Below are 15,370 nucleotides of genomic sequence, written 5' to 3'. Positions count from 1 at the left end.
ACCAATTTCCGGGCATGCAATGGTAAAAAAAATGAATTAGTCGGCTCCCGCCGCTCTAATAACTTTCTTAAGAATGATTAATTGAAATAAGAAGGTCTGTTGAATTGCCGGAGATCACTATCGCACTTTTCTATAAATCACGTGCCGGCAGATGGCAATCTCCCTATTGCCGATAAATGATTGAATGATTACGACAAGAATTTTCCGGATTTCACCATCACTCTCTTCCCTAAATCGTGCGCCGGAAGGGGACAACCTTCCTATTGCCGGCAAATTGCATCTTTAATAATCATTATTCCCGACATTATTCCCGGCATCGAAGATGCCAATTGGCGGGCATACAATGGTAAAAAGAAAGAATTAGTCGGCTCCCGCCGCCCTAATAACTTTCTTAAGAATGATTAATTAAAATAAGAAGGTCTGTTGAATTGCCGGAGATCACTATCGCACTCTTCCATAAATCGCGTGCCGGCAGATGGCAATCTCTTCTTATCACTGACAATAAAAAAGGATCTAAATAGAGGATTTACTCCATTTTAGATCCTTTTAGGTATGCTTTTTTAATGCGTTTGCGCTCGATAATCGATGCTATTAAAGAGGAGAAACGTTGATGTTACGACCACTTCCTACCATTCTTACACGCTGACCTGGGCGGAAAAGGCTCTTATCTTGTTTTTGAACCACAGCGATTGTTTGACCGCTATCGGTTTTGATATCAAGCTCAACACCTTGAACTTTATCCACTTGCTGTTCGATCTTATTTCCTGCGATACCACCGGCAACAGCACCTACTGCTGTTGTGATGTTACGACCACGGCCGCCACCCATTGCATTACCAAGAACGCCCCCTAATACCGCACCAGAGACTGTTCCTAAAGATGAACCTTCTGCCTGAATCGTCACAGGACGAACTGCGACAACGGTACCATAGGAGACTGATTGAACTGTTTTCGCTTGGTTTCCTGTATAGACATCACCCGAATATAGACTTGAGTTTGTACAACCAGCAAGCGTTAATACCGCAAGTCCAATCATTGTTAATTTCTTCATTTTAAGCCTCTTATATAAATAAATGGATAATGATATGAGCTATTCCCTCTATTTCAAATATCATTCGATAACCAAGGCAAATCTTTAAACTGATAAGAATGCCAAATCTCTAAAAGAGAAATCGAATGATCTGTTGAAATCATTATCTGATATAGATCCTATAAACCCCATTATTATAATAGATAACCGGACATCTACAAACAGATAATCGCTCTAATGACTAATTCAATCTCTCTTCAATAACAACTCTGTGGCAACTGAATGACAAATAGGCGATAAATAAGTGACAAATGAGCACCAATTATTGCCAAAAATAGAGATGCCCGCTTCAGAAAAAGGATCGCAATAAAAAGGATTGCAACTTATTCAACCTTAAAATATCACTCAACGCTCAATAAGCTTTATAAAGCTTTAATAAAGTTTTAATAAAAGTTTAATAATACCTTGATAAAAGAGAGCGGTAACAGCTTAAATCGCTTTCTCTAATGCTTCAAATTCCTGCTGCGATAACTGCTCACAACTCTCTCCGCTAATATCGACGACCCGAGCAAAACGGGGGATTTTTCGATCTGTAAAACCATTATGACGATAACGAATCCAATGCCCGATCTCCGGCGGTGATTGCCGATCTCGATCTTTTAATCCTGAGCCGATCTTAAAATATTTGGTCTCCCCTTCTATCACCGCCTTAACTCGAAGAGCCCCCACCATTCCCCGATATTTTCCCTTCCCCTCAGTATAACCGATCACCATGGCACAATCTTCTTCAACCCGCTTCATCTTAAGAAGCTGATCATGCCGAATATAAGGTTGATAAAAAGCATCTTGATGATGCAACATCAACCCCTCTCCCCCTTGAGTGATTACCTCATCTAATCGCTGTTGTAGCGCTTTTTTTGTCTCAATTCGCTCCTGAGGAATCATCATGACATGAGGATTTTTCTTCGCTAAGAGAGGAAGATATTGCGCCATCTTTGCAACTCGATCACGAAAAGGACCTTTTTCTGCAGGAAGATCGAAAATTTGAAACGTTACATCTCTCCAGAGCGGATCTTCTCGATCTGCCCTGGCAATGAGAGCCGAGATCTCTTGAAAAGTTTCGCGCCCTAACCACAATTCACCATCTAAGGGGAGATCACCAAGATTGGCTGTAAACCATTCAGGGGCGACAATTTCATATCCCTGCCGAGAGAGAAGCTGCTTACCATTCCAATAGCCCCGCACACCATCTAACTTCTCGCTGACAAAATACTCTTGTATCAGCAGATGCTCTAACATCTTCGGCGTTAAGCTCTTACCATGTTGAAGCGGTACGCTGTAAGCCGGCACACTAAGAGTAAAAAGCGACAAAAAGAGTAGACTGAAGAGCGGTGCATGAATCCTGCTTCTTCGCCGTTGCCAAAGTGAAGATTTCGCTCGCAATAAGGATAAGATCTGCCCTACGATCTGCTGAAAAAACGCGGGAATATGCGCTACAGTAAGGTTCTGTTTAGATTTGACCAATTTCATAAGACTCCTCTATACTGCTAAAAAGTATAAAGCTAGTCTATTTTCCGCTAATTGCGTTCTTTAATATCTATGTTGAATCTTTCTATGCTGAATCTTCATTAAACGATAGTAAACGATAGGGTGTCGATCAGGTCTTAAGGGAGCAATTAAGCCACCGGAGTAAAATAATCGATAATTAACTGTAAATTACGATTACCGCGCCACTCATTAATATCGAGTTTGAAAGCACAATGAATCTCCTCGACATGATCGACAAGTTGATGCGCTTGGAAGAAAGCCATCGCTTCAATTGTCTCTCCACTTCTTGGAGCCTTTAAGGTTAACTTAAGATGTGTTCCCTTTAAGATACGGTAATCGAGCACTTTAAATCGATCATCAAAAACAGGCTCTGGAAATTGTTGCCCCCAAGGGAAGGCTAATTTAATCTCATCGGCAAATTGCAGATTAAATGCCTCGGTCGGAAGAGGGCCATCGCTATAGATCTTTTGACTTAATAGCGCTTCTTGATCTTCACCATTTTGTGCTAAAAAGCGGGCGATCTCCTGCTCCATCGCGCTTTGAAAGTGAGGAATATTCTCCTCCATTAAGGAGAGCCCCGCAGCCATCGCATGTCCACCAAAGGTAACGATCAATCCAGGATTATCACGGGCAACATTACTCATCAAATCACGAAGATGAATCCCACGAATAGAGCGACCAGAACCTTTTACTAATCCCTCATTATCATAGGCAAAGATAAAGGTTGGACGATAATATTGCTCCTTAATACGTGAGGCAACAATACCGGTGATTCCTTGATGCCACGACTGATCATAGAGGCAGATCGAAAGAGGTAAGGATCGATCATCTAAAGAGATCTCATTGAGGATAAAGTCTGCTGTTTCTCGCATCTCCTGCTCAATGCGCTTACGCTCTTCATTCATACTAAAGAGCTCATGAGCGATCGCTCTTGCCTCTTCTGGACTCTCTGTTAAAAGAAGCTCAATCCCCACCTGCATATTATCTAATCGGCCGGCAGCATTGAGCAGAGGCGCAACGCCAAAACCGATATCACTGGTAGAGAGACGCGCCTGCGTTCGATTTGAAACCTCAATAAGTGCGGCAATCCCCGGAATTGTCACGCCCTGACGCATTCTTAAGAGGCCTTGCTGAGCAATCTTACGATTATTCGCATCTAGCGGAACCAGATCGGCTACCGTTCCTAGCGCCACAATATCAAGATACTTTCCTAAATTAGGCGCTGGATAGTCGCCAAAGTAGTTGAGTTCTTGCAATCTCGCTCGAACACTTGAGAGTAGATAAAAGATCACTCCTACCCCCGCTAATGCTTTACTCGGAAATTGATCACCCACTAAATTGGGATTAACAATCGCATTAGCATCTGGAAGTGTCTCGGGCGGCAGATGGTGATCGGTCACAATAACATCGATCCCGGCCTCACGCGCAAGGGCAACGCCCTCAATATTGGAGATACCATTATCAACGGTTATAAGCAGATCGGGCCGATTTCGCAATATCTTTCGTACCAAAGGACGAGAGAGTCCATACCCATCTAAAATTCTATGCGGTACGGTATAACGCACATTATGACAGCCAAATTCCCGTAACAATCTGATCGCAAGGGCAATACTTGTGGCTCCATCAACATCATAATCGCCAACAATTAAGATCTCTTTCTGCGCTAAGATCGCCTCTACCACAATCTCCGTCGCCACCTCAATATTGCTTAAACTCTTAAAGGAGTGTAGCCCTCGAAGCGACAGATCGAGCTCCTCAGGATGTTCAATCGCCCGCTTTTTTAAGATCTCTTGCAGATAGGGAGAATGATGGGGAGCAATATGGTGATGTTGTGGCGTTCTACGAATAATCTTCATCTCTTCTTATTATGGTTTTTAACCCATTAATACCTTATGAAATACCTTATAAAAATACTTTGCGGAGTAATTTGCGAAATAACTTAAAAAATACTTTGTGATATACCTTTCGACATATCTTTAAAAATATCTTTCAAAATATCTTTCAAAATATCTTTCAAAACAGTTTATGGAATGCTTATGGAATACTTATAGAATGCAATAGTGAGCGGGGATCATTTGAGATCACCTTAATAACAAGCGCTTCAATAACAAGAGAATCACTTGCAAATTAACACTTCTCTATTAAAAAGATAAAGAGATCATCTTTCTGTTCAAAAGAGAGAAGCTGATGTTCCGCTCGTGCTAAATAGGCCTTAAAATCGATCTCTGCATGAGGATCTGTGGCATAGACTCTTAACTGATCACCCTTCTCTGCTCGCATCAATGCCTGCTTTGTCTTTAAAATAGGCATAGGGCAATTTAACCCTTTTAGATCGAGCTCAATAATATGCTTCTCCTGATTTTCACTCATAATTAAACCTCTAAATTAGCGCTAAATAGAATCGAATCGAATCGAATCGAATCGAAATAGAATCTATTCTAAGTCAGATCTATATCGAATTTAAGTTGAACCGACCTTGAATCTGTCCTTAACCTACTTTGAATCTACCTTAAAATTGAACGTTGCCGACGGAAAGGTATAAGCCATCACAATCGCATCTTCCCGACCATTAATATTACAAGGATAGTACCCTTTACGTAATCCAACCTGATTAAAGCCGATACGATCATAGAGCCTTCTCGCCGGTTGATTTCCTGCACGAACCTCCAAAAAGAGCGTTGCTAACTGCTCCTTCTCCCCCATCTTTAAGATCGCATCGAGAAGATAGTGCCCTAAGCGTTTTCCATGATATTGGGGATCGACAGTAATATGGAGCAGATGCCCTTCATCTAAGATAATGGAAACAAAAGCGTAACCGATCAATATCTTCCCATCGAGAAGTAACTTTAATCGAATCACCTTCTGCTGAAAGACTGCAAGGAGTTGCTCTCGGCTCCAAGGGACAGGATAAGCTCTCTGCTCAATTTCAACAACAGTCTCTAGATCATCAACTGTTGCGGGGGCGATTGATAGTCGCGTCAATAATGCAGCGATCGCCTCTTCTCTTTTCTGCTTCTCCATCTCTTCTCCATAGTAGGACGCCTTCCATGAGCGTCTCATTTTCTCACTTCCGATATTGATCAAAACCCTACGAATATCGATGATTTAATCGGCTCTACCGTTATAAAATAATCCTCGGATGTTGACCCTTCAATCTGCTCATTCAATCTGAGCTCCCAATTTGACCATTTAATCAGATCAGTAATCTAATTATTAATCTGATTGTTCAACCGTAATAGCATACCCTTTAAGCAAGATATTGCCGGCGTAAAAATTTTACATCTTGCCAAAAATTAATCTTCAATCGTGAATTTCGTGCATACACCTTTGGTGAATGGGAGATCACGGCGGGAATAGTTAGCCCTTCAAATGTCAATTGATGAAGGGTTAAACGGAGCGACTCAAAGGGTAATTCACTCTGGAGAAGAAATTTGACACAGTTTCGCCCTAAGAGGAAGATCACCTTCGGTTTTACCGTTAAAATTTCCTGACGCAAAATGGCGTAACAGGCATGCCATTCAGCTTCATCAACATCTCGTAATTCAGGAGGTCGACACTTAATAAAGGGGGTGATGTAGAGCTCTTCCGTTCTAAAGCCAACCCGATTGAGCGCTTGGTAGAAGAATGATTCATCAGAGCGATCTAAAACTAAACCTTGATACATCTCCTCTTTCAACGGAATATCGGTAATAATCATTACCGGCGCATCGGGATATTGTCGCGGCAATGTCGCTTGATGCCGTGATTGAGAAAATTCACATCCACGACACTGCTGGATACTTTCAGCAAATTCTGATGTATAGATGGAGTGACCGACGGGGAATTGATAGGGTGTTGGCGTAAAGGGACCTTTAACGGCAATCTTCTCCGGCGCTTTGGGGGCAACTTCCACCTGGAAAGCGTTTGAGCTTCGAGACTCTGCGCGAGATCTTTCACTAGAAGTGCTCTGCTCTGCTCCTAAAGAAGCTACCTGCAAACGCTCTTCAGAGGCGGGTTTCATTGCGATCGCTTTCGCTTGGCTCGAAACCTCTCTCGTTAGATTTGAACGCTCTGAAGGTCGCTCATCAAAGAGTGATGCCATCTGATCTTGAAGCCGAGCTCTTGGCGCTTGTGCCGTACTTGGCGCGGCTGCTCTTTGCACCGTTTCGGAGGTCTCTCCTTGCCGGAGATGGCTTTGAATAATAGGGAGATCCTCCTGCTTACACCAGGCTTGAATTCCCAACAGCTTTAGATATTCAGCTTGTCTGGCATCCATCTCTTCTCTCCCTCTAATTTCAAAAGAGATGAGATCTCAATCGACCCCATCTCTCTCTACTCGCTTATGATTCACTTATTACTCACTTATAATAATTGAGTTAACGATTGGTATTACTAATATTACTGATAGTACTAATATTTCTGATATTGCTGATATTACTAAAACGACTAATCAACTATCGATTCAACTATTAACGCTATTTCTGTTTAGTTTTTGCTTAATTTCGGTTTAATCATAGCTCTAACGCTGTCTCGCCGCTTTTGGTTGACTCTGTAACTGCTTTCTCTTACGAAAACGGAAAATCCCATAGATCGGTCCTGATAATCCGTAGAGCAGAAGCACAATAAAGATCGATTCTCCTGGGAAGTGTACCACACAGACCGCTAAGATCCCTAAAGCTAAAACGAGCAATACCCAAAAGAAGAATGGTACCGGATTTTGAAAGCGAAGATCTTTAAAGCTGAAGAATTTAATATTAGTCACCATCATCAAGCCGGCATAGAGCGTTAATATCAATGCAGCATAATCTTTCCATGGTGTCTCTAAGGCGACATTCTCTCCAAACCAGACAAAGCCAACAACAATCGCCGCGGCTGTCGGACTTGGCATCCCCACAAAGAAGCGCTTATCCACTTTACCAATCTGTACATTAAAGCGTGCTAAACGAAGGGCGGCGCAAGCAAGGTAGATATAGGCAACAAACCAAGAAATCCCTCCAATAATATTGAAATGACTCTCTTTTAATGCCCAAAGATAGATAATTAATGCTGGTGCAATCCCAAAGGAGATCAGATCTGATAAGGAGTCATACTGCTCCCCAAAAGCACTCGAGCTATTGGTCATCCGTGCTACGCGCCCATCTAATCCATCAAAGATCATCGCAATAAAGACTAAGATCGCCGCTTGAGTAAAGGTTTGAGGGGAATCTCCGGTATGAGCTCCATAATAAGCATCTAATGCCATTAATATTGCAGAGAAACCACAGAGCATCGAAGCAGTTGTAATCAAGTTTGGTAATACATAGATCGCATTGCTCTTTTTATGAGGCGCTTTGTTACTCTCTTTCTGTTCAGTCATTTTCATCAACACCTAAAATAAGTAGGACGATATTATAGCACTCCTCACTATTTAATTAAGCGTAAGTTGTAAGGATCTTATGCATCGATTTTAAACTTACCCCGAATAGGTCAATATTTTCGATGAAATTCCCCTATAATAGAGAAATTGAATAGAAAAATTGAATAGAAAAACTCAACAGAAAATTTGAATAGAGTCAGCATTAAAAGAGGCAAGTATTGAATGGATCAAAATAGAGAGAGAGCAACAGAGCCCACAAAGAGATCGCAGATTATCTCACTGATCTTGGCGATGGCAGATAATGGCACCATTGGTGATCAAAACAGCCTACCGTGGCATCTGCCGAATGATCTCCAATTTTTCAAAAAGAGCACTATGGGCAAACCGATTGTGATGGGTCGCAAAACCTATGAGTCGATTGGTCGCCCACTTCCTGGCCGCACAAATGTAGTTATCTCCCGCACATTAGAGGAAGATGCTCTCCCGGGATGTTTAATCTACGCTGATCTTCCGCATGCAATTGAGGTACTTAAAAATGATTATCAAGCTGAAGAGATTATGATTATGGGAGGCGCGCAGATCTATAAAGCTGCACTTCCGCTGATGGATCGGCTCTATCTTACCCATGTTCATGCCGAAATTGAGGGAGATACTAAAATGGCACCCTTTGATTTTAACAATGCCACCCTCATCTTTGAGGAGAAGCATCTTAAAGATGAGAAGAATCGATATGATTACACCTTTGAAATCTGGGACTTCAAGCAATAACCGCAATCTAGCGATTTAAATTTCATACCGCTTATTTTACAACGCTTAAATTTACAATGCTTTAAATAGCGCTAAGAATGTTAAGGAGATTAGGATGAATCAAAAGCGTGCAGGTCAGAGTAGAAAGACAGGCTTTCACTACTTTTTAGAGGGCTTTTCCATCATGATGCAACCGGGATTGAAGCGTTTTGTTTTTCTCCCGATTATTGTCAATATCATCATCCTTGGGGGTGCCTTTATCTGGCTCTATTTTCAGATCGATGGCTGGGTGGCGGCAACCTTAGATTATCTTCCTAACTGGCTCCATTGGCTTCACTTTATCCTCTGGCCATTGATCCTCTTTTCCATCATCTTGGTCTTTGGTTATTTCTTTAGTACCGTAGCTAATATTATCGCCTCCCCTTTCAATAGTCTCTTAGCTGAGAAGGTTGAAGAGGAGCGATCTGGCATCCCGGCAGCTGATCTCTCTTGGGCTGCTTTTGCTAAAGATGTCCCCCGAATGGTACAGCGTGAATTAGTTCGTTTAGGCTACTACCTTCCTCGAGCGCTACTGATCTTAATTCTCTCCTTTATTCCTGTAATCAATATTGCCGCTCCCCTGCTCTGGTTTGCCTTCGGTTCTTGGATGATGGTCATCCAATATTGTGACTACGCCTTCGATAACCATAAGATCTCCTTCCCCGATATGAAAAACCGTCTGGCAAAAGATCGTCTCTTCAATCTCCCTTTTGGTGCTCTAGTCTCGATTTTAACGATGATTCCAATCATTAACCTCTTTATTATGCCGGCAGCAGTCTGTGGTGCGACGGCAATGTGGGTTGATCGTTATCGTGCAGATTATTGCTAAATAGATATTATTAAGCGGATATTGTTAAGCGGATTTATTGAATGAAAAAAGATAACCCAAGCACCTCTGAGTTAGAAAATGTCGCTGATCTTTCCCAAGAGAAAGAGATTAAAGAGGAACCTCAAGTAGCGCCACTATTGGCAGAGCGCTACTGCTCTTGGTGCTTAAATGCCACGGATCATCAGCTCATTGAAGCGCATCGTTTAAGACGGAGTATCTATCAATGTACTCAATGCCATCACTACACGGTTCAATGCCGCTTTTGTGACAATATGGCAAAAGGGGCCGATAAAGAGAGCTTTGGGAAATTCTTCACTTGGGATAATGAGCGCTGTGCTGAACATGACGGCACCATTATCCGTTTTGCACCACTCGACCCACCTTTAGAAGATATTACCCAATATGAGCGACTTCTAACGATCGAGCGCAAAAATTATAGCTTTGGGGCAACTATTGGTAAACATCTACTTAGCGAATATTTCACCGATGATGAGCGCTTTGAAATTATTAAGTTACAAAAGCCCCCTAAAGCTGCTCAAACAGAGATGCCATCTAAATCCCCCAAACCTCCTCATCGTGCCATTGTGATCAATGGCTTTTTAAAAGAGCGAGATAAGATCTTTGAAGATTGGTGCCGCGCTTTTGAATTGATCCCCGATAATATTGAGATCTATGGATTAACATGGGCATCCAAGAATTTTGAAGATTTCGCTCGCTCCTTTCTTTCCCCAAAACTGGGAAATATCTTCTCAAAAAAATTGCTCTTAGCACAACTTGCCTATAGTGCTATCACCAATCCTTGGCATGTTTCGATGAAAAAAGCGGCAGATACCGGCGAGCTTTTGGGAAATATTCTCTATCAGAGTGGTGAAATCCCCTACACTCTCATCGCCCACTCGTTAGGTTGCCGTGTCATCTTCTATACCCTTGAGCTCCTCAAATATCACCCTCAAATTAAGATCAACAATGTGATTCTTCTTGGTGGAGCGGTCGATAATAATGCTAAAGAGTGGGAGAGTCTAACTGCGGCGATCGCTGGCAAGATCTACAATTGCCACTCTGATCATGATGCAACGCTTCATACCGCTTATGCCATCGCTAATGCAAAATTGAGCAAGCCGATCGGCTACTATCCTATCGAGAGCGATAGTGAGCGAATTATCAATATCGATTGCAGTGATATTGTTGAGAGCCATACCCAATGGAAAGATCGCTATCCTGAAGTCTATCAACGAATTTTAAGCAAGATTGGTAAAAAACGTCTCTCATAATGGTGAGATCCCTGATTCCTACTTTTCAAACTTCGGAGAAAGCGCTAGAATCAATGGTTCACTACAGGAGGGAATAATCGATGAAAGAGATTGTGGATGACCACCATCAAGATATTAAGAAGAACTTTAGAGATGCAATGGCGCAATTGGGCGCAGGCGTGAATATTATTACAACAAATGGTGCTCTAGGTCGTTGTGGCTTAACGGCAACGGCGGTCGTCTCTATTACCGATACGCCCCCAACAATGCTCGTCTCAATCAATCGCAATAGTGCAAGCAATGCGGCCTTTAAAGCACATAATCGAATGGCGGTTAATATCTTAAGCGCTCATCAGCAAGAGGCAGCAGAATATTTTGGAGGGATGCATCCCGTCTCAATGGAAGAGCGTTTTGAACGATTTGAGTTTATCGAAGGCCCATCTGATCTTCCACTCCTCAAAGATGCTTTAGCCAATTTAGAGGGTCGCGTTACCGCAACTTATGAAGTAGGGACCCACACCCTCTTTATTATTGAGCTCGATTATATGGCGATTAACGAAGATAAAAGCGCTGGTCTTCTCTACTTCAATCGCCAATTTCATCATATCGATCAAGCTTAGTTATCTAGGCTTAGCTACCTAATTTTAACCACATAGCGCCCACGAATTTGACCATCAATCATCTTCTTAGCGACGGGAATAGCTTCGGTCAGAGAGATCTCTTCAACTTGTGAACGGATCTCTTCCCCACTAATATTGTCACTTAAAAGTTTCCAAGCTCTCATCCGCGCTGATCGTGGAGCCATGACGCTATCGATCCCGGCAAGTGTAACGCCACGCAAAATAAAGGGAGCAACACTTCCCGGAAGATCCATTCCTCGTGCTAAACCACATGCAGCAACAGCGCCTCCATATTGAATCTGTGCGCAGATATTAACAAGAGGTTGTGATCCTAAAACATCAATTGCCCCTTGATATTGCCCTTTTTGCAGAATACGCCCTGCTTCATAATAAGGTCGAGCATCTTCCACTCGCTGAGCGCCAATCTGTGTAAAAAATTGAGGTTGATCGATCTTTGAGGTGAGAGCAACAACCTCAAAACCCAATTTCGAGAGCAACATAATTGCAACCATTCCAACGCCCCCTGTGGCACCAGAGACGAGGATCTCCCCTTTTTCGGGCATCAAACCTAATTCCAATAGACGAGCAACAGAGAGCGCGGCAGTATATCCAGCCGTTCCAAAAGCCATTACATCAAAAGTACTATAATTTTCAGGAAGATGGAGTAACGACTCTCCTCTGAGATAAGCTCGCTCACTAAGCCCTCCATAATGATTTTCACCTAGACCTAAGCCATTGATAAAGACTCGATCACCCTCTTTCACAGCATCAGAGCGACTCTCTAAAACTCGCCCGGCAAGATCGATTCCTGGAATCATTGGAAAACGACGTGCAATCTTCCCCTGATTGGTAATGGCTAAAGCATCTTTATAGTTTAGCGTTGAATACTCAACTTCAACCAAGGTATCACCCTCTTCCCGATAGAGTTCATCGAGGGAAATGGATGAGAGTGAACAGCTAAACTGTGGGGTATCTTGTAGATAGAGGGCTTTAAACATCTTTTACTCCTTATAAAATCGTCTCAAAATCGGCAAGCAATCTCTGATTAATCTATTACAGATTAATCCTCAAATCTCTCACGATTGAGAAAGTAGAATATTTAGGGTAGACCTATCTTTACCAAAAGTAAATAAAGTGCTCTCTATCAACGTCTCTTTTAAGAGATTATCAAGACCAATAAAAGCTGAACGCTGCCAGATCTTACCATCGCGCTCTTCCAGAAATTGAGCGCCGGCAATTAATTCCTTAATTCCTTAATTCCTTAACTCCTTAACTCCTTAATTTCTTAAAGCCTTTGAATATCTTGTGACAAATTTTGGACAAAAAAAACTGGTTCTAACGAAACGTTAAAACCAGTAAAAATATTAGGCATATCCATTCAAATAAACATTTAATAGACGAAATGCATTGATGATTTGAACTTGTTATTGCCTACTACTAGGGAATGATTAACAGTCTAACTGAGACTCACCGCTACACTATTGATATAAAACAAGTTTCTCTCCCTAGTAGTATGACCTATATCATCTTTCCTCTTTCTACTGAGAAAAATGACCACTATTTTCAAAAAATAGCTACAAAATCGTTAAGTTAGCAAAACTAAGCACCAATACTTTTCGCCCTGCTTCTGAAAATTCCACAATCACTCTGGTACTCGCACCAACACCTTCAAATCCTTGAATAACGCCATCACCAAATTTAGGGTGCGAGACAAATTGACCGATCTTATAGCCATCAATATTATCTTCAAATTGCTCCCGCTTCCCACCTCGGTTTCCGCTTGGCAATGTTTGACGAATTGCTATTGCCGGACCGATCATCTCCACAAGATGGGGAGGAATATCTCGAATAAAGCGTGAAGGTGGCATCCGTAATGTCTTACCATAGATCATCCGTTGCTCTGCCCCTAAGAGGTAGAGAATCTTCTCAGCCCGCGTAATTCCCACATAGGCTAAACGGCGCTCCTCTTCTAATCGATCAGCTTCTTGGATAGAAGCATCACTAGGAAACATCCCATCTTCCATTCCGACTAAGAAGACGATAGGAAACTCGAGTCCTTTTGATGCATGGAGTGTCATCAACTGAATGGAATCCTCACCCGCTTCTGCTTGCGCTTCACTCGAATCGAGAGAGGTTTGCCCCATAAAAGCATCGAGTTGCTCTTTTGTGGTTAAAGAGTGAATATCAACCGGATCATCACTAAAAGCTAACTCAACTTGATCACTCATCATAAAGTATTCTGCCGCAGTGATAAGCTCATTGAGGTTATCGATTCGATCTTCCCCCCGATTGAGGGGCTCTTTCTTATATTGCGCTTTCAATCCACTCTGCTCAATGGCGTAAGCAAAAAATTGATCGAGCTTCATCTCTTCAACTTTCTGCATAAGATCATGAATCTGGGCACTATAAGCTAAAAGAACATTATGCGCTCTTGTGCTTAGCTGTTGCCCCTCAAGCAGATGTTGCATCGACTCCCACAGGGAGATTCTCTGCTGCGCGGCATATTCTCGAATCATCTCAATAGTTGCCTGCCCTATTCCCTTCGGCGGCGTTGTCATACTGCGCTCTAATGAGACATCATCATTCGGATTTACCACCATCCGCAGATAGGCCATAATATCTTTGATTTCAGCCCGATCGAAGAAGCGTAACCCACCATAGACACGATAGGGAATCTGCCCACGCAATAGAAGCTCTTCAAAGAGCCGAGATTGAGCATTCGAGCGGTATAAAATCGCAATATCTGATTTACGATACCCCTCTTTTAAGCGCTCTTTGATCGTCTCAACGACAAAACGCGCCTCATCATAACCATCAGTTCCACGATAGAGAATAATCGGCTGCGTCGATTCATTATCGGTCCAAAGACGCTTCTCTAAACGGGTATCATTCTTCTCTATTACATGATTTGCCGCCTCTAAGATCGCTTTTGTAGAGCGATAATTTTGCTCTAGACGAACTGTTGTCACCCCTTCAAAATGGCTATCAAAATGGAGGATATTCTCCACTTTAGCTCCGCGCCAACCATAAATCGATTGGTCATCATCACCGACAACAAAAAGATTTTGATGCTTTCCTGAAAGAAGTTGCAACCAAGCATATTGAACGCTATTAGTGTCTTGAAACTCATCTACTAAGACAAACTTAAAACGCTCTTGATAGTGCGCTAAGATCGCTTGATGTGTTCGCAATAATTCAACGGTTCTTAAGAGAATTTCAGAAAAATCCACCAATCCCGATTGCTCACATAGCGTCTGATAATCATGGTAGAGCTGGACGAGATTTTTAGTAAAGGGATCATTATAGACCTCAATATGTTGCGCTCTTCGTCCCTCCTCTTTATGCCCATTAATAAAGTTGGCTAATACCCGAGGTTGGTAGAGCTTCTCATCTAAGCCTCTAGCCCGAATAACGCGCCGACAGAGACGAACCTGATCATCACTATCGAGGATCTGAAAGTTCTCAATCAATCCTGCATCACGGTGATGTAGACGTAAAATTCGGTGACAGAGCGAGTGGAATGTCCCGATCCACATACCTCGTAATGAAAACTTTAAGGTATCCTCTAACCGCGTGCGCATCTCAAACGCCGCTTTATTGGTGAACGTTACTGCTAAAATACCAAAAGGCTCTGCCTGTTCAGTCTCTAAGAGCCAAGCGATGCGAGAGATTAAAACACGTGTCTTACCCGATCCTGCTCCTGCCAATACGCGGACAGGTCCAAGCGGTGCCGTAACTGCTTCATATTGACTCTCATTTAATTGTTCTAAATAACTCATTTATCTTGCCGGAATAATTTATCGTGATATAAATAAAGGTAGAGCTGATTAAAGCTGATGAAAGCTAACTTAGTTAAATCCAGCTAAAGCTGGCTAAAATAGATTAAAATAAAACGAGCTATAAACTGACTAAAACTCATTAAAGTTAATGTAAAAGTTACTGTGAAATTTACTAAACTGATCCCATAAACCCC

At 42.3% G+C, this 15,370-nt stretch carries 13 protein-coding genes; 4 read left to right on the top strand and 9 right to left on the bottom strand.

Features of this window, described 5'->3' with window-relative positions; genetic code table 11:
- Window positions 1-591: 591 nt before the first annotated feature.
- The 7 genes from DC077_RS01165 to pssA all read right to left on the bottom strand — a co-directional run bounded on the left by DC077_RS01165 (window position 592) and on the right by pssA (window position 7,912).
- Window positions 592-1,050 (bottom strand): outer membrane lipoprotein, encoded by a 459-nt coding sequence (locus DC077_RS01165; protein ID WP_109217778.1) that lies wholly within the window; start codon window positions 1,048-1,050, stop codon window positions 592-594.
- A gap of 468 nt (window positions 1,051-1,518) precedes the next feature.
- Complete coding sequence (locus tag DC077_RS01160) at window positions 1,519-2,559, bottom strand: DNA ligase (RefSeq protein ID WP_109217777.1); 1,041 nt, start codon at window positions 2,557-2,559, stop codon at window positions 1,519-1,521.
- A gap of 146 nt (window positions 2,560-2,705) precedes the next feature.
- Window positions 2,706-4,433 carry a single-stranded-DNA-specific exonuclease RecJ gene (recJ, locus tag DC077_RS01155; protein ID WP_109217776.1) on the bottom strand — a complete coding sequence of 576 codons (1,728 nt, stop codon included), beginning with the start codon at window positions 4,431-4,433 and terminating at the stop codon, window positions 2,706-2,708.
- A gap of 271 nt (window positions 4,434-4,704) precedes the next feature.
- On the bottom strand, window positions 4,705-4,947 hold the full coding sequence (locus DC077_RS01150) for a sulfurtransferase TusA family protein (RefSeq protein WP_239990213.1): 243 nt from the start codon (window positions 4,945-4,947) through the stop codon (window positions 4,705-4,707).
- Window positions 4,948-5,070: 123 nt separating this feature from the next.
- A complete protein-coding gene (gene rimI / locus DC077_RS01145; protein WP_109217775.1) occupies window positions 5,071-5,637 on the bottom strand; it encodes a ribosomal protein S18-alanine N-acetyltransferase in 567 nt (188 codons plus the stop codon).
- Between the two features lie 187 nt (window positions 5,638-5,824).
- The gene (locus tag DC077_RS01140; protein ID WP_109217774.1) at window positions 5,825-6,832 is read right to left on the bottom strand and encodes a uracil-DNA glycosylase; all 1,008 of its coding nucleotides are present in this window, start codon (window positions 6,830-6,832) and stop codon (window positions 5,825-5,827) included.
- Window positions 6,833-7,075: 243 nt separating this feature from the next.
- Window positions 7,076-7,912, bottom strand: a complete 837-nt coding sequence (gene pssA, locus DC077_RS01135; protein WP_109217831.1) for a CDP-diacylglycerol--serine O-phosphatidyltransferase — start codon at window positions 7,910-7,912, stop codon at window positions 7,076-7,078.
- 222 nt (window positions 7,913-8,134) lie between these two features.
- Between pssA and DC077_RS01130 the strand changes: the two genes are divergently transcribed.
- From DC077_RS01130 to DC077_RS01115, 4 genes are all read left to right on the top strand, one after another.
- Window positions 8,135-8,680, top strand: coding sequence for a dihydrofolate reductase (locus DC077_RS01130; protein WP_109217773.1), 546 nt, complete (start codon window positions 8,135-8,137; stop codon window positions 8,678-8,680).
- Window positions 8,681-8,774: 94 nt separating this feature from the next.
- Window positions 8,775-9,527: a sulfate transporter CysZ gene (gene cysZ, locus DC077_RS01125; RefSeq protein ID WP_109217772.1), complete on the top strand. Its 753-nt coding sequence runs from the start codon at window positions 8,775-8,777 to the stop codon at window positions 9,525-9,527.
- A gap of 41 nt (window positions 9,528-9,568) precedes the next feature.
- Window positions 9,569-10,798, top strand: a complete 1,230-nt coding sequence (locus DC077_RS01120) for a DUF726 domain-containing protein (protein WP_109217771.1) — start codon at window positions 9,569-9,571, stop codon at window positions 10,796-10,798.
- An 80-nt stretch (window positions 10,799-10,878) separates the two neighbouring features.
- Window positions 10,879-11,397, top strand: coding sequence for a flavin reductase (locus DC077_RS01115; RefSeq protein ID WP_109217770.1), 519 nt, complete (start codon window positions 10,879-10,881; stop codon window positions 11,395-11,397).
- Between the two features lie 14 nt (window positions 11,398-11,411).
- Here the strand turns inward: DC077_RS01115 and DC077_RS01110 are convergent, their stop codons facing one another.
- Together DC077_RS01110 and uvrD are read right to left on the bottom strand one after the other, a co-directional pair.
- Entirely contained in the window at window positions 11,412-12,395 is a 984-nt protein-coding gene (locus DC077_RS01110) for an MDR family oxidoreductase (RefSeq protein WP_109217769.1), read from the bottom strand.
- Between the two features lie 576 nt (window positions 12,396-12,971).
- Complete coding sequence (gene uvrD, locus DC077_RS01105) at window positions 12,972-15,176, bottom strand: DNA helicase II (protein WP_109217768.1); 2,205 nt, start codon at window positions 15,174-15,176, stop codon at window positions 12,972-12,974.
- Between the last annotated feature and the right edge of the window lie 194 nt (window positions 15,177-15,370).

Origin of the sequence: Ignatzschineria cameli (assembly GCF_003121895.1) — a bacterium.
GTDB lineage: Bacteria > Pseudomonadota > Gammaproteobacteria > Cardiobacteriales > Wohlfahrtiimonadaceae > Ignatzschineria > Ignatzschineria cameli.
The sequence above is the reverse complement of the archived record's forward strand: the minus strand, read 5'-3'. Positions and strand labels throughout refer to the sequence as shown.